The organism is Citrobacter sp. Cb004 (genome assembly GCF_030337065.1).
GTDB lineage: Bacteria > Pseudomonadota > Gammaproteobacteria > Enterobacterales > Enterobacteriaceae > Citrobacter > Citrobacter braakii.
Genome location: NZ_JAOWCH010000046.1, coordinates 447,833 through 474,102, shown reverse-complemented (window position 1 = coordinate 474,102; position 26,270 = coordinate 447,833). Strand labels below are relative to the sequence as shown.

The following is a 26,270-nucleotide window of genomic DNA, read 5'->3' as shown; positions in this document are numbered from 1 at the left end:
ACACTAGGTTATTATCAAATCATGGACGAACGAACTCGTTTGTCTTTGCTCTTTAAAAACCTCTAGGATCGGTAAAGGACTGAGTGAAATTTTCAGTCAACCATTTCTCCAATACGAGACGTGGCCCATGTCCCTCTTCATTGTTATCGTAACTTTATGCGAAATGCATGTTGCAATCGTATATCTACGATACGGCATTGTTTAATGCTGAAATGGCGGGGTATCCAATCAATTGTGTTGGATGGGTGTTGGCTGGCTTTGTCTACGGTGTGCAACACGATCCACAGGACATTTTGGCGGGGATGCAAGTTGCATCGTGTTGTTAAAATGAGAGGTTTTTATGAAAGATGTTTTAGACACTTTGCGCCGAGTGCGTGAGAAGAGCAAACACACTGTAGACAATAGCTCTTTGAAAGAACTGGATGATGCGATACAAGCCCTTGAAGAGAGAATCAAGGAAAATTCAAAAGGCTGGTCTGCCTTAGATTATCTTCCCTATGTTGCTAGGATCTTGGCTGTAGTTAAGTTTCTACACGGTGATTCTGATATTCATTGATATCTACCTACTAAGGAGATTTATTATGTATCCATCTTCATTTTTTGAACGAGCAGCCAGCCATGTCAATCCCATTATCTGAGGTGCATTATGTTAGATATTGGTTCAACCATTAAACTATGCCGTGAGGCACGTAAGCTCACACTACAAGAACTATCAGATAGTACGGATTTAACTAAATCTTATTTATCTCGTATAGAAAATAATCAAAGAGACCCTACTATTACAGCGTTAGAAAAAATATCATCAGCGCTTCATATTCCACTAAATATCATTATCCTTCTTTCTGAAAGTGAAGAGGCAAATGATGAATTTTCTGATATCAATAATATGCTCAAAAAAACTATAATGGATACATTAGTTAATGCATAAAAATTGGAGTTATTCAAACAGGCCACTTGCTAAATTAGAGTCTCTATTCAAAATGCTAGAAACAAACGAAGAGAGGCTCGCTTATGTTTTAAAAAACAAAAAGAATTATTTTAAAACGGTACCAGTAATAAGAAAAGGAAAAAAAAGAACAACGTATAAAGTAGTTGGTGAGTTATTAAAAATACATGAGCTTATTAAACAGCGTATTTTTTCGAAGATATCACTACCGGAGTATATTACTGGCGGTAGGAAAGGAATCAGCTATATAGATGATTGTATATTCCATCGTGATAAGTCAATTATCATTCAAGAAGATATGAAGGATTTTTTTCCTTCTATAAAAGGAGAACTGATAGCTAAAGCATTTCAATATTACATGAACTTCTCTCCTGAAGTTTCATCATTAATAGCCAAGCTATCAACACTTGAAGGTTCACTTGTTCAAGGGACTAAGTTAAGTACTGACATTGCCAACTTGATATTTTTAGAAGAAGAGGCTCTTATCAGTGCGGAAGTCGGAAAATTAGGTGGAAACTACACGAGATATGTCGATGATATAACTATTAGCTTCGAGTCAGAAGTTAATAATGAAGATATTTCGAAAATAAAAACAATGATTTTATCAATGGCGCTCAAAAGTGGGGTTAGATTAAATAGACAGAAATCAAAAGTTTTAAGGAATGGTCATTCCAAAATCGTACATGGTGTAAAAGTAATCAAAGAGCTTAGGCCAACACAAAAAAGAAAAGATAACATAAGGATGTGTCTTTTCAATTTGAAGAAAAAAGTAATTGAAAAAGAAAGAATTATGGATATTCTTGCATTGTATTTTAAAATTAGAGGATTAATAAATACATTAAAACAGCAAGGCGATAAAAATTATGCAGAGTATATAAAACAAGTTAATCTGCTAGTTGCTGCTGTTGATAAAAAGGATGCAATAAAATCAATCAGGGAGATGAGAAAAGTTAAGGATATCAGGAAATTAAGAAAATTATATTCAAAGTTAAAACCATTAGGTAATTCATCTAAAAGTGTATCTACCATTTTGGATGTTGAATATAAAACCTGCAAATGTAAGCTAAATAGCTAACTGATCGATAAATTATGGGTGAATTAGCTTATTTATTAACACAATAATTGTATGGTCTCAATCGTGGTGAATTACAAAATTTGCTCATTTTAAATAATTTATGGGCGAAGTATAGAACCAGTCCACTTAATAAAAGATGTGGTTTTTATCTACAAGTTTACCATGTTCAATGCTAGTGGTGTCGTGTTTCATTTACTGGAGTTTTTATAGTGAATAAAATGAATGATAGACTTAATCAGCTATACATCAAAAACATTAATATTCTTAATGAGTACAGTAAAAAGCATTCAGATAAAAATCTACATGGACCACTTCTTTTAAATATCAGTAATTATTCATCTCAGAAATTAAAGCTGATGGTTGTGGGGCAGGAGACGTTTGGCTGGAATAAATCTCCCTCTATAGCAGCTCAAAGAGCTACGTATCAAGAATTTAATTTTGGATCATCATATTATAGTAGTGCTTTTTGGAATGTAATTAGGAAAGTGGAAAGATCACTAAGTATTGAGCCATATGCTATTGCGTGGTCAAATCTTAATAGATTTGATGTTGATTGCGGCTCACCAGATCGAACGGAACTTGCACAGGATATTGCTTCGCTAGACTATCTAGTTAAAGAAGAAATTAGTATTCTTAAGCCCGATGTATGTATATTTTTTACAAATCACAAGTATGATAAAAGACTGAAAGGTTTATACCAAGATCTGGTTTTCAATAATATTGATGGATTGCCAAAGAAACATTTTTCAAGATTACATCATCCAGATCTTCCGAAGTATACGCTTAGAGCGCCGCACCCTAGAACAATCAGAACGCAGCGATGGGAAGATGATTTTATTATGGCTGTTTCACAATTTAAAAATGGTTGAGTAGCAATTTATTATTTTAATAACACATGCCATGAAAAAAGGAGATATTGGATGTAATTATTATCTCTTTTTTCTTGTTATCTATGATTTGGCGGTTTTAAACGCGGTATATATTTTCTTTTGCTTTCAGACTGTATGGGAGTAATTAGATCTAGACTAATATTATGTTCTGTCTGATCGAGTTTAGGACGACTTGGAAAACGCCTGACCTCATCAGGTGTTGGTTTATAGTCATCCTTGTTAAATCTGGCACGTCTTTCATACTCAGCGCGTGGCACATAGATGCCATGAACCTCATCAAAGACATAGTTTTCAGCGATACGTTTATCATGTTCAGCATCCACTGAAACAGGGGACGGTTTCTTTCTGGCCCAGACGAATTTATCTTTTATATATCCGACTACCAACAGTGTGAAACGTTTGAAAATCCCATCCTGACGTGGTTCAACATTCTTCCTCTTAGCTTTAACAGGAGCGCGTTTAATCGCTCTTGTTGTTAAAGAGGATGGGTTTTTCAGTGTAGTGCGTGTATGAGGTGCAGGGGCAACCAGAACAGGTTTTTGCGAGTCTGAAGATGAAGCTCTCCCGGTATTATCCGGGATAACAATTTCTTCAGGTTCAGCCAGTGCATGAACCCTAAAGCTGGCAACATCAACCACGATGTCTAATGGTAGATCTTTAAAGGTAAAGTAGGCTTCGTCAGCTTCTTTTTTCAGCTCATCACGTATCGCTTGCTCTGCAGCACGTTGTTCCTGAGCGGCAACAGTGCCCCAGCGGTCACGAGGAATATGAAGTATTGGATCGCGGTTTGTTTCAATAGCTTTAGCCAGCCAGATTGCTTTCTCTTCGTTTGTAGCAGCAGCCGTAGCCTGTTCAAGGGCTTCCTCATACTGAACCCTGATAGAACGGTGATCGATGTGTTCATCATGACCATACAGGTCAAGGAACCCATTACAGATGTCCTGCCAGCCTTTACGCCAGCTATCAAGGGTTTCAGGCTTGTCCCACTCACGGACCTTTTTACCAAAGCCGGTAGAAAGAACCTCACGGGTGGTTCCCATTATATGGATATGCGGGTTATGACCATTAATATCGTGAATAACAACATCGGCAATGATGCCTTGCTTGGTAAAGTGCTCAAGAACAAAAGCTGCAGTGAGTTCAATGTTCTGCTCTGGTGTTAGCTCAGCGGGGAGGGCAATCTTAAACTCTTTGGCAAGGCGGGCATCTTTTCTCTTCTCTGAGGCTTCGACAGCATTCCAGAGTGTTTCACTGTCAACAATCAGGGCAGGAGGGGTATGTTCAGGTGCAAAAATCTGCGCAAAGGCAAGGTCCTTTTTATGTGCTGTTTTGCGACCACAAACTTCACCCGTTCTGTTATCGAAGAAAACTTTACGGTGACGATATGCAGCAGAGTTAACCGAAGACTGACCTTCGCCTCTGCTGATGTTCTCCATTTTAAAACTGTATATCGCCATCCAAGTATTCCTCAATGCCAAATGCTGCTTTTCGTTTTACGTAAGGAAAACGCCGGGGTTGACGTTGACCTTGATTTTGTTTCCGAAGGAAACGGTTTTAGCCTGCGGCAGGCAACCGTCGGTAGACCCCACGGCATTAGAGCGAAGCGATAATGCGTAAGTGGGCATTGCTTTATTTTTTATCGCCATAAATGGCTCAAAAATAACGGCAATGTATAAGGCTTTCCTTTATTAATTAATACTAAATATATGAATGGCTGTAAAACAAATCGCCGAATTAAGCGGCGCACTATGGATGGGCGGGCGAAGTATACCTCGATATTACACGGATTGGCCTTTGATAGCGTCCGAAGGACAGGAAGAGTATTAATTTATCCCGCCGCAAGGCGGGAAACCACTAAAATAGAAAAATAGCAAAAGATATTGGTAGCTTTCCCTGTTGCACAATTCACAGGTTAGGATAAGAAATTAGAGTGGAAAATCGAAAGATAAAATGAAAATCACTGATAAACAAAAATAAGTAACGCGGAGAGAATCGTTCAAAGTTGTTAGTGAATATTAGCGCATAGTGTTGTTATATTCTTAGTGTGTACTTTATTTTTACTGGTAGTTGTTATTTTGTAGGGAAAAAGAGGCAACATTAATCAGAGATTACTATCACGATAAAACTCATGACTTGCCAAAGTAAATTATTTAATATAAAAGAATATAAGAACATAAAATAAACGGGGTGAATATGAGTATCGGTGAGTTGTGTGAGTCAGAAATAATACTAATCTGTGTTAATGCTGCATTATGGACTATTAACATTGGCTTTATAAGTATTTGGGTTGTCAGATAAGATTTAACACCTTACTTATTGATTTATCTGTAAATTGTGTTAATACATAATCAGGAAATCAATACAGGGAGGTTTTATGTATAAAAATAACGATGAAGCCATCGATCTTGAGGCAAAGCGATTACTTGATAATGGAATCTATACCGATCTGGAAAAAGCGTATAGTGAAGCAGAAAAGATAATCACAGAAATAAGAGTTGAGTTTAGAAAGAAACAGGAAAAGAAACAATTCCGTTCCCGGATTAAATCAATCAAACGAGCAATTTCAGATGATGAGTTCAGAAGTAATATTCCTTATAACCATAGGCATCAGTGGAGAAAAGAATGAGTGATGATGAAATAAAAAACACCTATCTAACTGGCAATATTTTTCAAAGTGATAGAAGCAGATCGGAAATTAAGAAAACCCTTGAGCAGAAAATTGCTGGCGCACAAAATAAATTAAATTATCTTAAAGCAAAAGAGAAAAGAGACAGCAAAAAAGAAAACACGCGACAAAAAATAATTCTTGGTGCAGAGGTTGCCAAGGTTTTAAACTGTGATATTAGTGAGGTAGATAAACAATTACTATTTGGTTTGTTGTTGGAGGTTCCATCCTTACATACACATGATATCGAACGGTATAAAATAAATGGAAAAATCTACATCGAAAGAGTCCTCAAAAAATTCAGACCATAAAATAAATTCACGTCCGAACAGCTCTCAGGCTTAAAACTTGTTTTAGGCTGGAGAGCTGTTGACCAAGCCCCAGAGGGCGCGGTAGTCAATTTTTACTGCCATCCGTGGCAATAAATTACAACCAAACTCAGATGGCAAAGTCTTCAAGAGCTTTACCACCTTCTAGTGCAGCAGCTATCGCTTTTGGTGTACGACCTTGACCCGTCCACGTCTTTTCATCACCATTTTCGTCAATGTACTTGTATTTAGCAGGACGAAGAGCACGAACAGCAGCCGGACGGGAAGATTTAGGATTGCCCAGCAGTTCAGATGGATCAATACCATCTTCAAGCAGTTGTGCACGAAGCGCTTCAATTTTGGCCTGACGTTCAGCATTTTGTTGCAGTGCAAGTGATTCTTCTTGGCGTCTGTCTTCGACAATAGCAGTTAATTTTTCCAGCATCTCTTCCAGTGTAGCCAGATCTGTTTCTCGTGCCTGAGCGCGAAGGGTACGGATGTTATTAAGTGCTTTAATAGCTTCAGTCATTATCTTTTATCCTGAATGTTTAGGGTCATGAGCAGGATAACATACAAAAGACGATAATGGATAAAATTACCCCTCTTAAAATTTTTTATTAAGTGTTTTTTATGGATTGTATCTTAACCAATCTTGACCTCTGTTTTATTTTTGTTAATTGATATGTACGTGAAACAAAAAGGACGATGAAAATGAAAAAACAAAATAAGAAAGGCTTCTCATTACTGGAACTTATTTTAGTGTTGAGTGTAGGTAGTATGATGGCATTTATAAAATTTCAGGATATGAAAACTAATCAAGAAAATATGATAGCTGATACTGTTGGACATCAGATAAAGCAAATAGGAGAGGCTGTAAATCGCTATATCAGTATCCACTATGACAAACTATCAACACTTTCGTCAAGTAGCAGTCAGTCAAATGATCCGGGGCCAAGAACATGTACATCTAACGGCTGCGAAATCACATATCAAACATTAGCAAATGAAGGGCTTCTACCTGTAGCCTATACAGGCATTAACATGCAAAAGTCATCTTACAAAATAGTATTAAAACGTTCAGGGACTTCTCCCAATTTTGTTATCAATGGTCTTATTACAACAACATCACCTTGGCTGGAAGGTGGAAAATATCGTTATGATTTGTTAGGAAAGGCTATGCAGGTAGCGGGTATTGATAGCGGAATGACGCAATCAGCGACTTTAGTATCAGGTCTACAGGGTGCATGGACCGCGACATCATCAGCTTTCAATAATATTACTGCAGCAGGTCTTCTGGCGTATCGTGTTGGATACGATTCTTCTATGTACTCCGTGTATTTGCGTCGTGATGGCACATTACCTATGACAGGTAATTTAAACATGGGTAATCAGGACATAAATAATGCCCGAAATATAACAGCAGCAGGAACCACAACTACGGAGGTATTACGAACGGGCGGGGCAGCAGCGATAGGATCAACATTAGACGTTGGCGGTGTGGCAACGTTAAACTCTGATTTGAATGTAGCAGGTAATGGTCAAGTCAATGGTAATTTAAATTCTAATAATACCGTATCAGGAACAACCATAACGTCCAGAGGTGAGACCTATACTAATAACTGGTTCAGAACTATGGGAGATGGGGGTATTTACTTCCAGAAATACGGTGGCGGTTGGTATATGACGGACACGAATACCATAACTGCTTACGCAGGTAAAAATATTCAAACAGCGGCGGGATTATATGGTGGTTATGTAAAATCAACAGGAAACATAGACGCTAATGGAACGGTAAATGCTTCATATGTGTGGGCATCAGGGAACCTCAACTCAAATTATGTTCATTCCAATGGTAATATAGATGCCGCAGGGCAAGTTTATGGTGCTGGAGGGGTTGTCTCAGGTGGTAGAACAACAGTTGGAGAGTATCTTCATCTAAATGGAGTGGCCTATGCTGGAAATGGATGTTCTCCTAATGGTTTGCAAGGGCGAGCAGTTGATGGTTCCATATTATCTTGTACTAATGGTGTATGGAAAGAAGGAGGCGGAAGTGTAAATAGGATGTTTATTGTTGTTGAAGGGAAGTGTTATGTTCCAAATAAAGATACCGGAGGTTGTTCTTGTCCAAACGACCCTAATCGTTTAAAACAAATAGAAGTGTCAAGATATCGAGGAAATGAATGTAATAATGGTGGAAGTAACTGTAGAGAGCCAGATAGAAGATTATATACATGTAATTAGGTGACTACCGGCATTACTAATAGTTTATTTTTCCGTGATAGCGAATCACCTATAACTGGTAATTTAAATATGGGTGATCAGGACGCAAATAATTTCATAAATATAACAGAAGCAGATACAACAACTTTTGGGATGTTGCACCTGACTGGAGATGCAACTGTTGGTGGTAATGCTTAGGTGTATTAGCTTAGGCTATAATTGGCAACAAACCTGAGAATTCTAACCAATCAGGTTCTTCAGGATATACAGGAAACTGGGGTGGGGTTAATTGTATTATATTGCACAACATAAATATTGGATTAACTATTAATTGAGGCGTCAGGAGCTTAGTTTGAACCTCCAGACAGTTTATTTGAGAGGGAGATCATATTTGGATTGGTTATGATAATTTTTTATTTTGATAAATATATTTGACAATCAATATTTAATATTATATCTAATAAGTGTTCCTTGAGAATACGCACTTCATCGAAGTGTCTGATTGCCCCATATATGGGGAGTGGTTTACAGCCCCAATGGGCTGATTGAGTTGCCCCAAGTATGGGGATATATATTCTCTCCAATGGAGAGTTCCCTTCAAGGGAAAAGAAAAGGGCCATAAGGCCCTTTTCTTTTTATAAAATGTTATCATCCTACTTTTTTAATCAGGTCAGCTATGCTGTCTGCAGCAAATTGTGTTCTAAACTCGACTTTGACAGATTTACTTATTTGACTGAATAGTGCTTGTGCATGTTTTATCTTACGTTCTTCTTCAAGTCGTAAGCTATCCTTGCCATCTACATTTTTTGCTTCGATAATAAAGTTTAAACAATCACCTTTTGTTGTTTTGACAACGTATGCAAAGTCAGGGGAGTACGTGTATCCACCCGCTACCGGGATCTTAATGGAGTTCTTCGGTATCTTTGTAAAAACAACTACAGACTGGATCTCTCCATCTGTTATGTTGAGCTTTTCAAGCTCTGAGTCATAAAAGACTTCTTCAAAAAGATAAGAATCCAACGGTGGTTTTGTGTTGTCATTCAATATACCAAGATCACTTGATAATACCTCATTTAGAGGATTGCCGTCAGCATTAGTGAATTTTGTAGGATGAATAGAACCTGAAATTACATTGTAGCCAAGACTGAACTTGTTAAATGAATTGTTCAACAAATATTTGCTAAAGCCAGATTTAATCTTTCTAATTGTCTGAATGTTAAGGTAGTCAGTAATATTGATAGTATCTTTTATATCACAAAATACTTTATGCAAAGTATCGTGTTTAGCAAAAATAGTTCGTGATAAGTTATCAAGAAATTCTCGATAGTTCATTGTGTTGAGTTTAGCAAAGTTATCATCATCACTGATGATACTTTTAGACATTGCCATATCATTATGAATGTAAATTCTATCAATACGAGTATGAACGCCTGATTTAGTAAATCTTTCTTTTTCTTCGAGCATAAATGACTTGAAAATAGATAAGAATTCATTTTCGTTATTTATTTTATATTCAATCACCGCTTTCTGATTGATCAAATCCCATAACTCTTTAAGTTCACTGAACTTGCCAACACGCATTTTAGTGCGTTTATTCCCAACTGTGGCTTTTTTGATTTTGCTTGGTTTCACTCCTGCCGGGAAAGCCGCAGGGTATTTACCTTTTAATCGAGTATAAGAGTCAGAATCTTTAAAGTTGTCATTATCATCAATGATTTCATCATCAAAAACTTCATTCATGAGTGTTCTGGATGAAAGATCAGGATACTGAGATAGGATTTTATCCTTAAGCTCTTGAGTAAACTTACTTGGAACAGTTTCTTTGAAGGAGCTATCGTTGACCTCTTTGACAAGAGAATCGACAAAATCCTTTTCCGTAAAATCAACATAATAGTTCAGAGTAAAATTGCGATCTTTCACACGGCACATGTATTCATTTACAGGAAGACGCAAACCACGCCCTACCTCTTGAAGTTTAGATGTGGTGCTACCGCTCGAACGGAGTTTACAAATCTGAAAGACATTTGGGTTATCCCAGCCTTCTCTCAACGTCCATTTAGAGAAAATGAAACGGCGAGGATTCTCTAAAGATAATAAAAGCTCTTTGTCATGAAGAATTTCGTTGATTTCCTGCTCAATTTTATCATCTTTATCACTGTTATCTTTTGAAAAATAACCACCATGAACAGAGGCTATATCCTTAACAGTTTTTTCAAGGTAGTTCCTATAAAACTCATCCTTCTCTGTTTTTAAAAGTTCATTCACTTCTGACATAACGTATTCTTCGAACTTAGTTTTCAGGCTTCCGGCAATATCATTACCATCACGATAGCCTTCAATGTCATCAATGAAGAAAAGAGTAAGAGGCTTTATACGTGGTCTTTGTGTCAGATACTCTTTTTCTAACTTAAAGTGTTCTTTGACAGCTTTAAGCATCATGTTATCAGCGAGCGTCTGATCGTAAGAGTAGGGGTTTATTGAACTACCAATTTTTAGTTCAATACCATTACTCAACACTGCAGTGCTTTTATTCAACGCATCGAGTGTTAAATCATGAATTGCGCTATGTGTTTTCGATAGCGATTCATCTTTTGCTAACTTGAAAGTTTTTTTATTACCATTTTCGGTAAGCTCAAAAATGGCTTCTTTACCGTCAGATTTTACGAACTTGAGGTTGGCGCTACCATCACCAACAATATCTTCAATGTAAGCATCAATACCTTTAACAAGATCTTCATTAAATGCATCTACGGCTGTCAGGCGATAAACTAAGTTTTTATAGCCTTCACTAAAGGTTGCGCCATAACGAATAATATATTGAGCATTGAATTTCTCAATATTTTCCCATGTTTTTTTAGCTGTAGGGAACTTATGAGGTTCATCAATAATAATAAATGGTTTAACCGCACTAAGAGCAGCAAATGGCGTATCAAACTGATTATCAAGCAAACCAACATCATAAGTGTCAGTTAAAGACTTGGAGTTGATCATTCCTGAGTTGATCACAAGGACGTGTATATATTTCTTATTGAAATTACTAGCTTCAACAAAATCATGGATAGCTTGAGGCATATACGATTTTGTATTTTTACCAGAGTTTTTCTGACTCTCAACTACATAAGTCTTAAGTTCACGCTCGTAATCATCTCGGAAGTGTTCTTTTAAAGCATCACTTTTTAAAAAATTAACTGTTCCAGCTTTAATTGAAAGTGTAGGAACAATAATAATAAATTTATTAATGCCAAAAGATTTGTTTAGGTCAAAAATAGTTTTTGTGTAGGTATATGTTTTACCTGTCCCTGTCTCCATAGAAACGTCAATGACGTTGCTTTTAGCATCGTAATTATCTTTTGAGTGCTCAATACCATTGAACTCCTGAACATTTTTTATGTTGTTGTAGTATTGTTGTTCAGATAGATTCAGTTCCGGATTAGCTAACAGGCGGATGGCAACATGATCCGTCTGATGTTGCATGGCGGAAACAAAAACATTCATGACCGCATCAACGCCAGCTTTTTGATGGGGTAAGTTTTTTTCGAATGTAAACCCTTTGGACATGATTAGTTCCTTACAACCAAATCTAAATCAATAGATTTTTTATTAGCATAACTTTTCAGTGCTTCATTGAGTTCCATCTGTTTCGCACTTTCGAAGTTGCTGCCATAAAACACAACTTTGTTAGGGGAAAAGTCTTTGTCTGAATCCAGCTTTTGAAGTAAAGCTTTCAGTGCTTCGCTACTGAAATTCGGCGCAATCAGATATAGCCGTCCATCGCATAAGTGCGCTTTGTAGCCATTGAGATCAACATCTTCAATTGGTGTTGTCAGTAAGCTGCCATCATACAGGCACCACGTAGTCAATAAGGTGTCGTACTGCTCAGGAGTCAATACAACATCATCAAAAAAAGTATGATTAGACAGCGTAAGTTCAGACTCATCTTTAGTACGAAAATCATTGACTGTTTCAAATATTTTGAATCCCAGATCACCGTTAAAATCAGGATGTTCTTTTTTAATTCTTTGGGATGCTCTTGAAAGTCGTTCTTTTGTTAATTCATAGATGTTTTTAAAGCCTAACTCATGTGCTTCAGATGTTTGAGATGTTTGTTCTGGGATTTGTATAGAAATAAATCTTCTATTACCTTCGTCGTTAGCATTCATAGCCATTACTGCATGTGCGGTTGTACCCGACCCGGCAAAGAAATCTAAGATTAGATCATCTTTTGAAGCATTAGGCACTATATGTATCAGATTCTGTATTACTTGAAGTGGTTTTGGAAAATCAAAGACTTTTTTTCCATCAAATAATGAGCGAAGATCCCTTGCTGCCTTTTTATTACCTTCTAATTCAGTCCATAGAGGTGATGGACGTTTAGTTCTCCCTTCAACATAATATTTAACGTATGGCCACCATACCTCTTGTCCATTACGAGTGGTTTTTTTCCATAAAATCATATTGTTATTTACTTGCTGTAAATAAGTTTCCTTGCTGAATCTCCAACAACTTTCATAGCCAGCAGAGGCTATTGGGAAAACCTCATTACCGTCAGGATCTTGCACGGAATAATACATGTTAGGACGATCTTCTCTTTTATCATTACTTCCTGTTTTTCTCATTTGATCATAAGCATAGTAGCCCATGTCATCCTTATTCTGAAAGCGTTTGAGATCATGGTCAGTTAACGGTAAGCCACTAAGATCGATATTATTTGACTTTGTATAAACTAAAATATAGTCGAATGAATTTCCTAATCCACCACTGTCCTGTCCTGTGGTCTGACCTGTCGCTCTAACTATATTTCCAACAAAGTTTTGCTCGCTAAAAATTTCATCACACAGTATTTTTAGTTGGCTATGTTCGTGATCATCAATGGAGATATAGATTATCCCGTCATCACGTAAAAGTTCACGAGCTATATATAGTCGAGGATAAATAAAAGTTAGCCACGCACTATGGCTGCTTGATCCTTTAACAGTAAAATCGAGGATCCGTCTAGCTTCATCAAGATCGATAACAGCCAGTTCAGAAAGCTGTTCAGGTGTAAAATTACGATCATCGTTATATAAAAATCCATCTGAGCCGGTGTTATATGGCGGGTCAATATAAATCATTTTAACCTTTTCAGAATAAGCATTAACCATATGCTTTAATACTTCGAGATTATCCCCCTTTATTAACAGATTCTGACTGTTCTTATTCTCTTCACGTCGGTTATGATCTTTATCTTCGGTAACCAACGACTTTGGTGGTAAATTAGCCAACAGACGGGCATAGGACTTACCCAGCCAATTTAAGCTGTATGATTCTTTAGAGAGTTCAACATCTGATGACTTGACGATCTCAAGCAACTTATCTTGAATGAATGCCCCGTTTTTATCAAAACACTGTGGGAAGTTAGCTTTTAAAACAGAAAGTTGTTTACTATTTGCGGTTTCAACTTCTGAAAAAATCGTTTCTTTTTGCATATCCATTTTAAACCTGATTATTTATTGTTCGATTTAGTGGTGTTTTTGATTGAAGCTTCACTTAGACCTATGCGTAGTAGCTCTGCCGCTGCACCATCTATGCTTCTGAAGACTCGTGCTTCATAAGGCTGTCTGGAGCTGCATAAGACTAATGGCTTACCTTCCCACTCTGAACCATCAAAAATCACGGTATACTCGCCTTTAGAGCCTTCTATTGTTGCTCTATCAAGTAGACCTGATTTGACTCTTTCCTTAGCCATCGAGCTAAGGATAAAATTTCCACCATTAAGACCTGATATCATGATTATCCCTCGATATTCAATGCTGCTACAATATCAAATATTGCGGGAAAAATCATAATAGAATGGTGTAATAGCCATCAACCAGTGATAGCTATTCAAATATATTCAAAACAAAGGGTTACATGCAGCTATGTGATGGGTTATCAAGCAGTTAACCGTAATTTTCTAGCTCAAAGTGTTCACCTTTGGGCAAACTCAAACGGTCTGACAATACTGTTGATGTTGGCATCAAGGAAATCAGCCCACCACTGCAACATCAGGCGGCGATGTTCAAGGTGCTTGGCTTTATGGGTATAAGCAGCACAGACACTGTTGCTTTCTTTGTGGCTCATCTGAAGCTCTACAGCGTCTTCTGACCATAAACCGGATTCAACTAAGACACTACAGGCCAGTGTGCGGAAGCCATGACCATAAACTTCTGTTCTGGTGTCATAGCCTATCTTACCCAGCGTCTCGTTAATCATGTTTTCAAACGGAACTAAAGCAATACCCCGACCACTCATCCATCAATGCCACCCGCTTAGGCCATAACGTCCCGCGCTGGTATGCTGCTTCAGCCTTATCTGCCAACTGGTGAGCCAGCGCATGTTCAATGACTTCACGTTGATGGTCTGTGGTTTCACCAGCCCAATCACGAAAAGTTGAACGGAAGCCATGCTGTGTCAAACCACTATGTCCCATTCGTTTCAATACAGCCAGCAATGACATATCTGATAGCTGTCCTCCACGCGGGGCAGGAAACACAAGGTTATTATCCTTGAAGCGTGGTAAATCCTTTAACAGGGCAATGGCAGCATCAGGCAGCGGAACCCTATGCTCTTTGCTGGCTTTCATTCTGCTGGCAGGGATGGTCCACGTTTTGTTCTTCAGATCTATTTCTGACCATTCAGCGCCACGGACTTCACCAGAGCGCGAAACTGTCAGTATTGAAAACTCAAGTGCTCGCGCTGAAATGCCTGCTCGTTTACGTAGTTCGGTCATGAACGAACCGATCTCGTTGTAGGGTAATGCAGCATGATGCTTTTGGGTCTGAACCTTGCTTGGCGCTGGCAGGAGGGGCTTAAGCATACCTTTCCATGCTGCAGGGTTATCACCTTCAAAGTATTCTTTCGCTTTTGCGTAATCGATGATCACTTCAATGCGACCGCGAAGACGGCTGGCAGTTTCGTTTTTTGTTAACCAGATTGGTTCAAGTATCGCTAGCAGGTCATTCTTAGTAATCCCAGCGATGGGTTTTTGACCAATAACAGGATAAGCATACGTTTCCAGCGTGGACCGCCATTGGGCAATGTGTTTCTGGTTCTTTAGCTCTTTGGTCTTAATTGCGATAACGTCTTCAGCACAGCTTGCGAAGGATTTGTTCTTGTGCGCCAGACGTTCCTGATGCGCTTTATGGGCGTGTTTTTCTGCAAGGGGGTCAATGCCATTACGGATTTGTTTACGCAGCTCACGAGCTTTGTCACGCGCTTCTGCTAATGAAACTTCAGGGTAGGGACCAAGACCTATGTTTAAACGTCTCGGAACAGTTCTTCCTAGAGCATTTACTCTTACCCCCATAGCAACGCAAAGCACCCATGAACGCGACTGCCCTCTGTTTCGAAGATACAGGCCGTCAACGCCACCGACGGCAAAAGAACCTTCTTTTTTCAACTTAGCGACTGCGAGTCCGGTGAGTTCTTTTGCTTTTTTCGGCATAGTAAAATCCTGTCATACAAACCGCCATGCATAAGGTACTGCATAAAATGTCAGATTTTTTCGGATGTAGCAAGACGTCCTCGAACAATGTATTTTGACAACATATTGTTTATTAATGATAAAAATATACTATTCCTGACATTCTCGGACATTAAATTGGCGGACTACGCTTCCGCCAAACATAAACCCCAAGCTATTTAATAGCTTGGGGTTTTTTCGTTTTGTGCAGTTTATGTCATGCCATCTTTCACCAGCCTTAGTCGCGCAAGGGCAACTCAGCGCTGCTGCCCGGCGGAAAGCTGACGAACTGAATCATCTTCATATCTGGCAATGCCTACATGAGCGAACGCCTTTTCATTCGTCGTAATATCCATAGCAGCCCCAGCATAAAGGCCAGGTAGCCCATAACGTAATATCCCTGCTGTCTTCGTTCTGCGAGCGTTGGGTCGGCTGCCCATGCCAGAAAGGCGGTAACATCCCTGGCATATTGCTCTTCCGTTTCAGCTTGTAGCGACGCCGGGCGCCATTGAATCTCTCCGCTAGTCAACGGTTTCGGCATGTTAATCACGCCGCCGGGAAAATAGCGATTAGCCTTCAGTTCAGGGTCGGTAGGTTGATAACCGGTTAGCAGTGCGTAGACGTAATCTGCTCCCTGGTCCGTGTAGGGCAGAAAAGCATCCAACAGAAATTGCGGGAATCCGCGATCGTATGAGCGGGCACGTACGATATAGCTCAGGTCAACGGGGGAAGCACCATTGTTAAGGTATCGTGCTTCCTGCTCGTTTAGATACGGCGAGATGAAGCTGTCATTTAGCGTCCCGTCTCGCTCACCAATCTGGCCGTCATCCTGAAGATCAGGAAACTGATAGCCGCTGGCGATACTTCTTGCTTCTTCAGCCGTGAGTTCCGGACCGCCGGGCCTGGTCAACGACCGAAAGCTAAGGTGCTTTATGCCGTGACAAGCGCGACACTTCTCTTCATAAACCTGCAGGCCACGTCGAAGCTGCGCTTTATCATACTGGCCATTGATGCCGCTGAAGCTCCATTCCTGCCGTTCAGGCGTGGCTTCCTGCGCATAGGAGGAACCCAGTCCCAACAGAGAAAAGGACAGAATGCTGATTTTCAATAGTTGTTTCATCATCAATCCTGCTTTTCCAGAAAACGACGGCAAGGTAATACGATTAAAAACCAGGCAAACCAAATCAGAGTCGAAAGCTGCGATGCGGCACGGATCCAGCCCTCTTCGTTACGGAAACCGTCAATAAGATCGGGGCCAACCAGCGCTTTCGACCCTAACCAGCCTAAAAAGCAGGCATTAATGACCCACAGCCAGAATCCGCATTTAACCAGTTTGCTGTAATGGCGAAAACGAGCCCGGGAAGTATCAAGCCAGGGAAGGAAATAGAAAATCAGTACCGAGCTGCACATTGCGGCTAAGCCAACGAATTCATTTGGGAAGCAACGCAAGATGGAGAAGAAGGGGAGAAAATACCATTCCGGCGCAACAATCGCGGGTGTAACTGTTGGATCCGCAGGAATAAAGTTATCGGCGCTGCTCAGATAATGCGGCGCGAAGAATAAAAACCAGGCGAAAATCATCAAAAAAAGGATGATTTTGATGGCATCAAGATCGGTAATTTTGTAATCGAACAGCAGGCTCCTGGACTCTTTCTCGCTAAACCTCTTTTTCATCGCCTGCGCAAACGCCGACTGTACGGTGCGAATATGAAAAACCGTTGCGCCGACAATCACAAAGGGAAGAATAAAGTGGAGAACAAAAAAGCGGCCAAGCATCGGCGTTCCCGGAGTATGGCTGCCGACTAAATATGCGTAAAGGGTATCGCCCACCAGCGGAATGGCCTGGGCAAAGCGGGTAATTACCGTAGCCGCCCAGTAGCTTTTTTGCCCCCAGATAAGGCTATAACCAAGAAATGCGGTCATCATCAGCAGGATATACAGCGTCACGCTAATCATCCACATTGTCGTCCAGGGCTTGCGGTAAACGCTGTAGTACATGCCACGAAAAATATGCAGATAACAGGCAAAGAAAAAGAGCGACGCGCCAATAGCATGCATGTTGCGTAACAGTTCTCCATGGCGAACCGCACGCATAATATGAATAATGGAGTCAAATGCCAGCTCGGCCGTCGGCACGTAAAACATCGCCAGCACGATACCCGTAAGGATCTGCACGGCGAGTATAACCAGCAGGATGGCGCCGATTGCGAATACCCAGAGTCCGGCAATCGAGCGAGGAAACGGGATACGCCAGCGAAGCGAATAGACGCGCTCACTCCTCATTTCAGGCTTCCTTCGTGCCGATACGCACGGCCTGACCATCCGAATGAATAACGTAGTCCGGGATTGCCAGGTTGGTCGTCGCGGGGCCGCGCGTCACGCGCCCGGACGTATCAAACTCTGAACCGTGGCACGGACAGATCCAACCCACGCCTCCTGGTCGGGCGTTGGGTACGCACCCGGCATGTGGACAATACCCTTGAACCACCAGCCATTGAGGATGAGCTGCTGAGACCCTCTCGCTGTCCGATTGTGGGTCGATAAGCGTATGCCAGTCGGCACTTCTGGCAGTAATAATCTCATCCTGGGTGCGATGGTGAATAAGAATCAGCTTTCCCTGCCATACGCGTCTGACGGTTTGTCCAGCAGCAACCCCCGCAAGAGAGACATCAATCGGTTCATTTTCCGCAAGAGTCTTCTCATCCGGGCCCAGGGCCGAAACCAGCGGCCAGACGGCAGCAGCGACGCCTGCCGCGCCGACGAATTTTGTCAGTTTACACAGACATTCCCGGCGCTGTTCCTGGATTTCGCCATCTGCAAGTTTATTCTCTGTCACCTCGTATTTCTCCCTGAGTATCGCGGATTAACGTTTGTCGATACGCGCGTAAATTTCCTGAAAGCGCTTATCAGCAATACCCGGTGCTTTGAATGCCCGATAGCTTGCTGGTAACTTGGCATCTCCAACCTTTATCAGCATCACCATGCCCTGAGCGTAATGTGGTGTACATTTGATGCCGTAAAATCTGGCATTGTCATAAGTTACTTCGATCTCTTCATCTATTTTTCCCATAAAACCGGGATAGTTAGCCGGAGACAATTCAGCGATTGAAGCCGCGTTGTGGCTCTTATGTTTACGGATAAACTTCACCGTATCCCCGGGCTGGATCTCCAGATAATCCGGCTCATAGACCATTGGTCCCGCAGACCCACGATTTTTCATCAAAACGTCGTGAGTTTGTGCGAAGGTTGAAGAGGTGAGGGCGAGTAAACATAAAACTTTCAGACTCTGTTTGAGATATTTCATCGATTCTTCCTTAAAATTCATCAGGTCTTTGATAACGGATAAAACAGTTTTCAGCGCCTGTTTCATGTTCAACAATGGCGTCGATACCAAACCAGGCATGGAGGTTTTCGCGGGTAAACACGGCGCAAGGAGTCCCCTGCATTGCCATATGCCCGGAAGTCATGACGATGATGCGATCGCAGAACATCGCGGCATGATTGAGGTCGTGCAGAGCGGCAATGACCGTGAGCTTTTCACGTTTAACCAGACTAAGCAGGCCAATCTGATGTTGAATGTCGAGATGGTTGGTGGGTTCATCCATCAGTAACAACTGCGGCTGCTGCGCCAGCGCCCGGGCGATATGCAGGCGCTGTTTTTCTCCCCCGGAAAAGGTATGCCAGCATCGGTGCTGTAATTCACGGAGATCGACCTTCTCCAGCATAGTTTGCACGATATCGTCATCTTTGGCGGACCAGGGCGAGAGCAGGCTAAGCCAGGGCGTGCGCCCCAAAGAAACGGCTTGTAAAGCGGTAAGACGCTCGCTGGTTTCTGCCTGTTGTTCGACCAACGCCACCCGCTGCGCAAGGTGACGCCGCGAATAATGCTGGAGCGCCTTTTGCTGCAGGGTGATACGCCCGGAAGTTGGCTTCAGCAAACCGGCCAGCAGTGAAATCAGTGACGTTTTGCCCGAGCCGTTGGGACCGATGATGCCGACAAACTCGCCGGGCGTTACGCTGAGTGAAATATCTTCAACAATCGTCTTACCTTTTACCTTCCAGTACAAATTACAGGCTTCAATAACGACTTGCGCAGAGGCAACGAGTGGCTGTACGAGATTCACCGTCATTTGTTCTGGTTTCCTCTAATCAGAATGATTGAAAACGCAGGAGCGCCAACCAGAGCCGTGATCACGCCTATTGGTAGTACCTGACCGGGTAGTAACGTGCGGGAAATAACATCAGCGATAATGAGGAAAATAGCTCCGGTAAGCGCACTAACCGGGAGCAGTCGATGATGCTGGTTGCCGACCAGCAGACGAGCAGCATGAGGGATCACCAGACCGACAAAGCCGATCGCACCCACAATGGAGACCATAATCGCCGTCATGCCGGTGACGGCGGCAATCAGTACTGCACGGGTACGTTTTACCGGAATGCCCAGCGATGCCGCAGACTCCGCACCAAAGGAGAAAGCATCAAGATGGCGGGCATAACAGAAGCACAGCGCGATACCGACCAGAGCGGTAGGAATGGCTAAGACTACATCGGGCCAGCGTACACCGCTCAAATTGCCCAACAGCCAGAACATAATACCGCGTGCTTGCTCGGCGTTTGCTGAGCGGGTGATGATAAGCGATGTAATCGCATTGAAAAGCTGGGAGCTGGCGATCCCGGCAAGGATGATTTGGGTTGTTACACCCCCACCTTGTCTACCGCCAGCGGCCATCGCCAATAGCGCAACGAACAGAAATGCCGTCAGCGCACCAATGAAAGCGCCCAATGACATACTGATGATGCCAGCCCCAAGTCCAGTGAGAGCAATCAGCACCGCCCCGGTGGACGCTCCGGCAGAAATCCCCAGTAGATAGGGTTCGGCGAGCGCATTGCGTAGCAGCGACTGTAACACTACGCCGGAAACAGCCAGGCACGCGCCGCAACTGGCCGAGACCAGCGCTCGGGTCAGGCGGTAGTTCCAGACGATCCCTGCATCCAGCGCATCGACAGGATAGTGTGTATCAAAAAGATGATTTGCCAGCGTGCTGAGAACATGCTGCCAGGGGATAAGCGTTTCGCCGATGGAAATCCCCGCCAGCAGCACGCCACACATTAGCGCACTGACCCAAACGGCATGCCCACTGACTCTCACCGCAAGCTGACCAACAGCGCGACGCATCCTGCGTGAATCACTCATGATTATCTGCGTTCCTGAGTAACGGAGATGCGCTATACCGTGTGAGGATATAGCGCAAAACGTAGATTAATGAGCAGCCTGCGGATGTGCTAAGCCATATTCAACAAGGGCATCAGCCAGTTTTTCCACACCATCAATAGTTCTGATCCCGGCATTCATGGTCTGTACGTCAATGACCGGTAGATGGTTTTCCTTGACGGCAGGAACCAGTTTGGCGACAGGATCGGACTTGAGGTATTCCATCTTGACCTTCCAGTCATCCGCCGGGAAGCGGCGACGGCTCATCTCACCGAGCACAATGAGTGAAGGATTCGCTTTTGCGATGGTTTCCCAACCCACCGTTGGCCACTCTTCAGCAGAATCAATCACATTCTTCACTCCCAGCGTTTGGGCGATCCATGCCGCCGGACCAAACTTCCCGGCAACGTAAGGGTCAAGCTGGAGATCGGCGCTTGAGAACCAGAACACGGCGGAAACATTCTCATCCATTCCGGTAATTTTGTTTTTCGCTGCGGCTTCACGTGCTTTAAGGCTGGCAATCAGCGCCTCGCCTTTATCCTGAACATCGAAGATTTTCGCCAGATCGGCGACTTCCTGATACACCATGGCAATATCAAACATGCCCTTACGGACACCATCACCACCATCTTCGTTATCTTTCGCACAGTCAGCTGGCGCGGTGTAAACGGGAATTTTTAGTTCACTAAACTGTTCGTAAGAGGCAACCGTGCCAGCAGGGCCGATTTGCCACTCAAACTGACTGGCGATCAGATCCGGTTTTTTCGCCACGATCCCTTCAAAACTTGGAATATTTTGCGCGATAACGGCGACTTTTTCGTTTGCTGTTTTATAAGCCTCCAGTACCGGGCCAAACCACAGCGAAGTACCCACGACGCGATCGGCCAGCCCCAGTGAATAGAGAATCTCGGTACTGTTCTGACCCACCGTCGCCACGCGCGTTGGTGCCTGATTGAAGGTAATATCGCGGCCACAGTTTTTAATCGTCAGAGGATATTCGGTTTTTGCTGCCTCGGAAAAACCGGAAGTAAGCAGGAGAGCAGTCGTGCCAAAAATAGCCAGAAGCGTTTTTTTAGAGAAGTAAAAGGTAGAATTAGCGTGCATTATCATCGTCCCGTTGATGCCAGAATCTTAAGGTCTGGTCATGGCTTATTTCATTCCATATATCGGGAGGAGACATGAAGATAGATGACATTGAATCGTGAAATTTAAGAATGAAGATATGCAAAAAATGCAAATAAGCTTTACTCAGCCAAAATCTTATTCATAAATACACTACCGCTTGCGTCAAATAATTCATCCCATGGACCATCCCGTCCACTCAATGGCATATACCTTTGACAGCAGGTCTCCTGACTCACGGTAATCAGAATATCGGCCTTCCCATAAAGATGAACTTTACAGTGACCTGTGGTTTATGAGCCACACAGGGATATTCTGCATCCGCCTACAGTTGCGGGGGCAGTTATGGAATTGAATTGAATAATTCTCACCATATTCCTATTCATATACAAAAATGTAATGAAATGCTGTCGAAAGCGACTCTAGCGGCAATTGTTAACAAGGTCAACCATAGAGGGCAAGAGATGAAAGGCAGTGGTGTGGGGAAAAATACCCATTTAATACAGTTGGTTATGATTTTGTTGGTTACTGCGATGTTGTAAATGAAAATAGCAACAGGAAGCTAAATGAGAATTGGTTGATATTGATCAAATTACACGCATGCTGAAATTTCTGTGTATGAAACATATTGATCACCATCAAAAGTTCCGCATATCAGCGCTTGACACTTTTTTGTGTACTCTCCATATGTACCAATTGCCATTCATCCTGCATATCCATAATCACGTTAAAATTGTTACGCAACCAGAAATAATACCCTCCGGGTAAAAAATGATGTGTGTGGAGATACAAAGTCTTATATTGATGTCGCTGACAGAATACCTCAGCTAAAGCAAACAACTGACTTCCGATCCCCTGTCTGCGGTAGCGCTCATCCACGTAGCAACGACAAATTTCCGCCGTTTCAGCCAAGTTATAGCGACCACGTAGTTCAGTAATACGATCATCATATTGACATACCGCCAGTGTAGCGATTAATTCCTGGTTTTCACTCCACGCGCAAAGCAATGAATTCCTTTCCTGCAAGATATACTGTTGTTCGAGATCAAAGAGATCTTCTTCGGCAGAAGGCATGGCTCTACCGGCATTGAAGTATAAATTAAGATGCTCAACAAGAAACAACTGAACAGCAGGAATATCGGCGGGAGTCATCTCACTAAACCTAAATGGGATCATGGCAGCATAACTCAAATTTAGAACGGAAAATGATAATAACAATAAGACCACTTTAAAAACAATATTGACGCTGCAATGGATACTCGTGTCAACGCGGTGGTAACCAACGATTTGGGTGCAAATCTGTTCCTTTATTGCGCTGGCCCTCGCTTTTCTTTGCTGTGGAGGAGGCTCATTTTTCTTCTGTACCCTCTGCCCGCAACACTAACTCTCAGAAATGAGAGGCCGATCCTCTGAGCAGGACTTTTGTCCTCAATCCTCTGCAATCCGCTGGTTACAATCCCTGCATATCTTCAATACCCATAATTCAGGAATTGTTATGACTGCACATATTAATGCTAAAGCGGGTGATTTTGCGCCAACCGTTATTATGCCGGGCGATCCGCTTCGCGCTAAGTTTATTGCCGAAAATTATCTAATGGATTACCGCGAAGTTACCAATGTACGCAATATGCTGGGCTATACCGGTCTTTATTTTGGGCAACCTGTTTCGGTGATGGGACATGGCATGGGTATACCGTCAATGACGCTTTATGCTCATGAACTGGTACATGATTTCGGTGTACAGAGAATTATTCGTGTCGGCAGTCTGGGGGCAACACAACATCATGTCAAAATGCGAGATATTATTCTTGCCATCGCCGCCGGAACGGATTCCATCACAAATTTAAAACGTAGCGCGGGCTACACGATGGCGACATCTGCCCATTTCCCATTATTGCAGCAGGCGTGGGCATTGGCGCAGAAGGCCGGTATTGACGTTAAAGTCGGCAATGTCTTCAGTGGCGATCTTTATTACGATCCTGACGAAAATTTAATACCTGCACTGGAAAAGTTTGGTGTGCTGGGTGTGGATATGGAAGTGGCAGGGTTATACGCTTTAGCGCATCAGTTTAATATTGAAGCGTTGGCTATATTAACCGTATCCGATCATTGCCTGACAGGAGAAGAAACAACGGCGGAAGAACGGCAGTTAACCTTTAAAAATATGATAGAGCTGGCGCTAAATACAGCTGTTACGGCTTAGCATCAGCATTTAAATGAACCAATCAGAGATGGCATTATATGAAGAATAAAATAGCACTTACGCTGATTAGTTTTCTGGCAAATTTTATTATGGCAGGATTTGCCAGTCAGTTTGGCATGCTGATTGAACCGATTGCAGTACGCTACAGTGCCGATGTGAATACCGTCGCCTCGATATTTTCGTTGCTTAACGGTGGGGCGTTAGCCGGGACCATTGCCGCCTTTTTCCTGATTGAGAAAATCGGCGTTAAGCGTATGACGCTCATTATCTATTCGATAGTGTTCCTCTGCGCTCTGGCAATGCACTTAAGCCCTGGCTTATGGCCGGTGATGGTCGCCATGACCCTGGTGGGTTTCTGCGGCGGGATTGGTCTGTGCGTGGCCGGAACGATCGTGGTTTCGGTTTGGCAGGATCGCATTCAAAGTACGATGCTGGTGGTGCAGGACGCCACCTTTAACGTCGCGGGCGTAGTTTTCCCGCTGATTACCACCTTCGCCCTGACGCACAATATGTCGTGGAGTTACAGCTATCTGAGCGTAGGCATAGTGGCCTTACTCACGCTGGGCGTTGTGGCTCTCACCCGCTTTACCGCCTGTGAAACGGCTCCTGCAGCGGATAGCGCAGACCCGGTGAAATCCGAGTGGAATCCAGGGATTATCAGCGGAGGCATTGGCCTGTTCTTAGGTATGTTGGCGCTGTATACCTTCCTGACCTGGGCACCATTATTTGTGAAGAACAAATTTGGTATTCCCTTCGAAGAAGCAGGTAATATTATTACGCAATACTGGGGTGCTGCGCTGGTCGGCGCGTTAGTCTCAACCGTTATTGTTTCCCGCGTAAAGATACATTATTTCTTGCTTAGCATTATTTTGTTAGCTTGCGTTATTACCACCATCATTGTCACGAAGGAAAATATCTCCGGGCTTGATTATCTGGCCTATAGTTACGGGTTTGTCTGCGCAGCGCTGTATAACTCATTTATTGCCTACGGGGTTTCTTTCGTGAAGCGCGCGAGTAGCCAGAACGTTTCTTATATTTTAATTAGCGGTAGTGCTGGCGCCATGTTTAGTCCGGCGATCAGTGCGCTAATGGAAAAAACTATGGGATTGCAGAAAATTATGTACGCAATACCGGTGTTGTATTTAATTATCTTTATTATGTTGATGGGTACATTAAAACTCAAACGTAATTAAACACAGTAATAACGCTTACCTCTTTAATTAGATAGCCCGCCGTCACGCCATTTATCTGGTGGGACGACACTCAACCTTGCTCAAAGGAATTGAAAATGCTGAAGAAAAATAAATCAATGATGAAAAAAACAGTTCTGGGTGCGGTAATTGCGATGTGCTGTACGCAAGCGCTTGCGGCTGATTATGCCGATGGCAACATCCGCAAAAATGATTTTAACTGGATGCAGATGAACTTAATGCAAAGTGTGGATGCGAAAGTGCCTTATGGTATTCGTAATGACACCTATCTTGAGCTGGAGTTTGGCGCACGATCCGGGATTATCGATCTGTATGGTTATGTGGATTTCTTTGATATTTTGGATCGCGAGCAGGACGATCGTCACGGGGGGGATAACTTCTTTGCCAAGATATCTCCACGTTTTTCCCTGGACGCCATTTTTAATAAAGATTTATCCGTTGGGCCATTTAACGAATTCTATATCGCAACGGTAAATAACATTGGTGACCGGGAATTATTTGAGCATTACGTTGGTCTCGGCACGGATGTTAAAGTGCCGTGGTTTGGTCTGGTGGGAATGAACATTTATGCGCACTATGTACGTGAAAATTACGGTGCAGATAACGAAGGCAAGTGGGATGGTTACATGTTCTCGACCAACTGGTCGACGCCGTTCTATACGTTCGCCAACGGCAGTTATTTGAACTATCAGGGTTACTTTGACTACCAGTTCGCCGCGAACAAGATTGCTAACCAGTCGTTATATAGCAATAACGCGATTGAATGGTATAACGGCATCTACTGGCATTCAGAGCATTATGCGGTAGGTTATGGCTTAAAATATTTCCGCAACATGGCATTGATGGAAAACCACGGTGGAGCAGGGCGTACCACCGGGCTGGGTCACTATTTCAACCTCACCTATAAGTTCTGATTGCGCTGAAATGACACACCAATG

General features: G+C 42.5%; 26 protein-coding genes and 1 riboswitch. Of the genes, 11 read left to right on the top strand and 15 right to left on the bottom strand.

Annotated features, from left to right (window positions below; translation table 11 throughout):
- The first annotated feature begins 340 nt into the window (after window positions 1-340).
- The 4 genes from OGV65_RS07495 to OGV65_RS07480 all read left to right on the top strand — a co-directional run bounded on the left by OGV65_RS07495 (window position 341) and on the right by OGV65_RS07480 (window position 2,890).
- Window positions 341-556: a hypothetical protein gene (locus OGV65_RS07495; protein ID WP_032667106.1), complete on the top strand. Its 216-nt coding sequence runs from the start codon at window positions 341-343 to the stop codon at window positions 554-556.
- A 90-nt stretch (window positions 557-646) separates the two neighbouring features.
- Entirely contained in the window at window positions 647-928 is a 282-nt protein-coding gene (locus OGV65_RS07490) for a helix-turn-helix domain-containing protein (protein WP_047414193.1), read from the top strand.
- Window positions 921-2,021 (top strand): reverse transcriptase family protein, encoded by a 1,101-nt coding sequence (locus tag OGV65_RS07485; RefSeq protein WP_227803785.1) that lies wholly within the window; start codon window positions 921-923, stop codon window positions 2,019-2,021. The genes OGV65_RS07490 and OGV65_RS07485 overlap by 8 nt, the downstream gene beginning before the upstream one ends.
- Before the next feature lie 218 nt (window positions 2,022-2,239).
- Window positions 2,240-2,890: a hypothetical protein gene (locus OGV65_RS07480; protein ID WP_047418154.1), complete on the top strand. Its 651-nt coding sequence runs from the start codon at window positions 2,240-2,242 to the stop codon at window positions 2,888-2,890.
- A gap of 77 nt (window positions 2,891-2,967) precedes the next feature.
- Here the strand turns inward: OGV65_RS07480 and mobQ are convergent, their stop codons facing one another.
- A complete protein-coding gene (gene mobQ / locus OGV65_RS07475; RefSeq protein WP_286454795.1) occupies window positions 2,968-4,368 on the bottom strand; it encodes a MobQ family relaxase in 1,401 nt (466 codons plus the stop codon).
- A gap of 917 nt (window positions 4,369-5,285) precedes the next feature.
- Here mobQ and OGV65_RS07470 point away from each other — a divergent pair.
- On the top strand, window positions 5,286-5,537 hold the full coding sequence (locus OGV65_RS07470; RefSeq protein ID WP_172862883.1) for a hypothetical protein: 252 nt from the start codon (window positions 5,286-5,288) through the stop codon (window positions 5,535-5,537).
- The gene (locus OGV65_RS07465) at window positions 5,534-5,887 is read left to right on the top strand and encodes a conjugal transfer protein TraD (RefSeq protein WP_172862884.1); all 354 of its coding nucleotides are present in this window, start codon (window positions 5,534-5,536) and stop codon (window positions 5,885-5,887) included. The genes OGV65_RS07470 and OGV65_RS07465 overlap by 4 nt, the downstream gene beginning before the upstream one ends.
- A 127-nt stretch (window positions 5,888-6,014) precedes the next feature.
- Here the strand turns inward: OGV65_RS07465 and OGV65_RS07460 are convergent, their stop codons facing one another.
- Window positions 6,015-6,413 carry an H-NS family histone-like protein gene (locus OGV65_RS07460; RefSeq protein WP_222168140.1) on the bottom strand — a complete coding sequence of 133 codons (399 nt, stop codon included), beginning with the start codon at window positions 6,411-6,413 and terminating at the stop codon, window positions 6,015-6,017.
- Between the two features lie 182 nt (window positions 6,414-6,595).
- Between OGV65_RS07460 and pilV the strand changes: the two genes are divergently transcribed.
- Window positions 6,596-8,125: a shufflon system plasmid conjugative transfer pilus tip adhesin PilV gene (gene pilV, locus OGV65_RS07455; RefSeq protein WP_172862886.1), complete on the top strand. Its 1,530-nt coding sequence runs from the start codon at window positions 6,596-6,598 to the stop codon at window positions 8,123-8,125.
- A complete protein-coding gene (locus OGV65_RS07450; RefSeq protein ID WP_172862887.1) occupies window positions 8,126-8,302 on the top strand; it encodes a hypothetical protein in 177 nt (58 codons plus the stop codon).
- Between the two features lie 450 nt (window positions 8,303-8,752).
- Here the strand turns inward: OGV65_RS07450 and OGV65_RS07445 are convergent, their stop codons facing one another.
- The 13 genes from OGV65_RS07445 to OGV65_RS07385 form a co-directional block, all read right to left on the bottom strand.
- A complete protein-coding gene (locus OGV65_RS07445; RefSeq protein WP_222168142.1) occupies window positions 8,753-11,662 on the bottom strand; it encodes a type III restriction-modification system endonuclease in 2,910 nt (969 codons plus the stop codon).
- Between the two features lie 2 nt (window positions 11,663-11,664).
- Window positions 11,665-13,575 carry a site-specific DNA-methyltransferase gene (locus OGV65_RS07440; protein WP_103929102.1) on the bottom strand — a complete coding sequence of 637 codons (1,911 nt, stop codon included), beginning with the start codon at window positions 13,573-13,575 and terminating at the stop codon, window positions 11,665-11,667.
- Between the two features lie 11 nt (window positions 13,576-13,586).
- Complete coding sequence (locus OGV65_RS07435) at window positions 13,587-13,871, bottom strand: hypothetical protein (RefSeq protein WP_103929103.1); 285 nt, start codon at window positions 13,869-13,871, stop codon at window positions 13,587-13,589.
- 179 nt (window positions 13,872-14,050) lie between these two features.
- Window positions 14,051-14,374 carry a tyrosine-type recombinase/integrase gene (locus OGV65_RS07430; protein ID WP_422691343.1) on the bottom strand — a complete coding sequence of 108 codons (324 nt, stop codon included), beginning with the start codon at window positions 14,372-14,374 and terminating at the stop codon, window positions 14,051-14,053.
- Window positions 14,340-15,566 (bottom strand): tyrosine-type recombinase/integrase, encoded by a 1,227-nt coding sequence (locus OGV65_RS07425; protein WP_199994005.1) that lies wholly within the window; start codon window positions 15,564-15,566, stop codon window positions 14,340-14,342. Before OGV65_RS07425 ends, OGV65_RS07430 begins: the two co-directional genes overlap by 35 nt.
- Before the next feature lie 334 nt (window positions 15,567-15,900).
- Window positions 15,901-16,704 (bottom strand): cytochrome c1, encoded by an 804-nt coding sequence (locus tag OGV65_RS07420; protein ID WP_353655080.1) that lies wholly within the window; start codon window positions 16,702-16,704, stop codon window positions 15,901-15,903.
- Between the two features lie 2 nt (window positions 16,705-16,706).
- Entirely contained in the window at window positions 16,707-17,867 is a 1,161-nt protein-coding gene (locus OGV65_RS07415) for a cytochrome b (RefSeq protein ID WP_103766114.1), read from the bottom strand.
- Window position 17,868: 1 nt separating this feature from the next.
- The gene (gene petA / locus OGV65_RS07410) at window positions 17,869-18,420 is read right to left on the bottom strand and encodes a ubiquinol-cytochrome c reductase iron-sulfur subunit (RefSeq protein WP_286454791.1); all 552 of its coding nucleotides are present in this window, start codon (window positions 18,418-18,420) and stop codon (window positions 17,869-17,871) included.
- A gap of 27 nt (window positions 18,421-18,447) precedes the next feature.
- Window positions 18,448-18,888, bottom strand: a complete 441-nt coding sequence (locus OGV65_RS07405; protein WP_286454790.1) for a pseudoazurin — start codon at window positions 18,886-18,888, stop codon at window positions 18,448-18,450.
- A 10-nt stretch (window positions 18,889-18,898) separates the two neighbouring features.
- On the bottom strand, window positions 18,899-19,714 hold the full coding sequence (locus tag OGV65_RS07400) for an ABC transporter ATP-binding protein (protein ID WP_047501115.1): 816 nt from the start codon (window positions 19,712-19,714) through the stop codon (window positions 18,899-18,901).
- Entirely contained in the window at window positions 19,711-20,778 is a 1,068-nt protein-coding gene (locus tag OGV65_RS07395) for a FecCD family ABC transporter permease (RefSeq protein WP_016156150.1), read from the bottom strand. The genes OGV65_RS07400 and OGV65_RS07395 overlap by 4 nt, the downstream gene beginning before the upstream one ends.
- A 66-nt stretch (window positions 20,779-20,844) precedes the next feature.
- The gene (locus OGV65_RS07390) at window positions 20,845-21,900 is read right to left on the bottom strand and encodes an ABC transporter substrate-binding protein (protein WP_016152563.1); all 1,056 of its coding nucleotides are present in this window, start codon (window positions 21,898-21,900) and stop codon (window positions 20,845-20,847) included.
- A 221-nt stretch (window positions 21,901-22,121) separates the two neighbouring features.
- A riboswitch (cobalamin riboswitch) is annotated at window positions 22,122-22,345 on the bottom strand.
- A 227-nt stretch (window positions 22,346-22,572) separates the two neighbouring features.
- The gene (locus OGV65_RS07385) at window positions 22,573-23,070 is read right to left on the bottom strand and encodes a GNAT family N-acetyltransferase (protein WP_286454789.1); all 498 of its coding nucleotides are present in this window, start codon (window positions 23,068-23,070) and stop codon (window positions 22,573-22,575) included.
- Between the two features lie 343 nt (window positions 23,071-23,413).
- Between OGV65_RS07385 and deoD the strand changes: the two genes are divergently transcribed.
- The 3 genes from deoD to OGV65_RS07370 all read left to right on the top strand — a co-directional run bounded on the left by deoD (window position 23,414) and on the right by OGV65_RS07370 (window position 26,246).
- Entirely contained in the window at window positions 23,414-24,121 is a 708-nt protein-coding gene (deoD, locus tag OGV65_RS07380; RefSeq protein ID WP_153690539.1) for a purine-nucleoside phosphorylase, read from the top strand.
- A 38-nt stretch (window positions 24,122-24,159) separates the two neighbouring features.
- Window positions 24,160-25,314, top strand: coding sequence for an MFS transporter TsgA (gene tsgA / locus OGV65_RS07375; RefSeq protein ID WP_016156155.1), 1,155 nt, complete (start codon window positions 24,160-24,162; stop codon window positions 25,312-25,314).
- Between the two features lie 95 nt (window positions 25,315-25,409).
- Window positions 25,410-26,246, top strand: a complete 837-nt coding sequence (locus OGV65_RS07370; protein ID WP_200107614.1) for an outer membrane protein OmpK — start codon at window positions 25,410-25,412, stop codon at window positions 26,244-26,246.
- The last annotated feature ends 24 nt before the right edge of the window (window positions 26,247-26,270 follow it).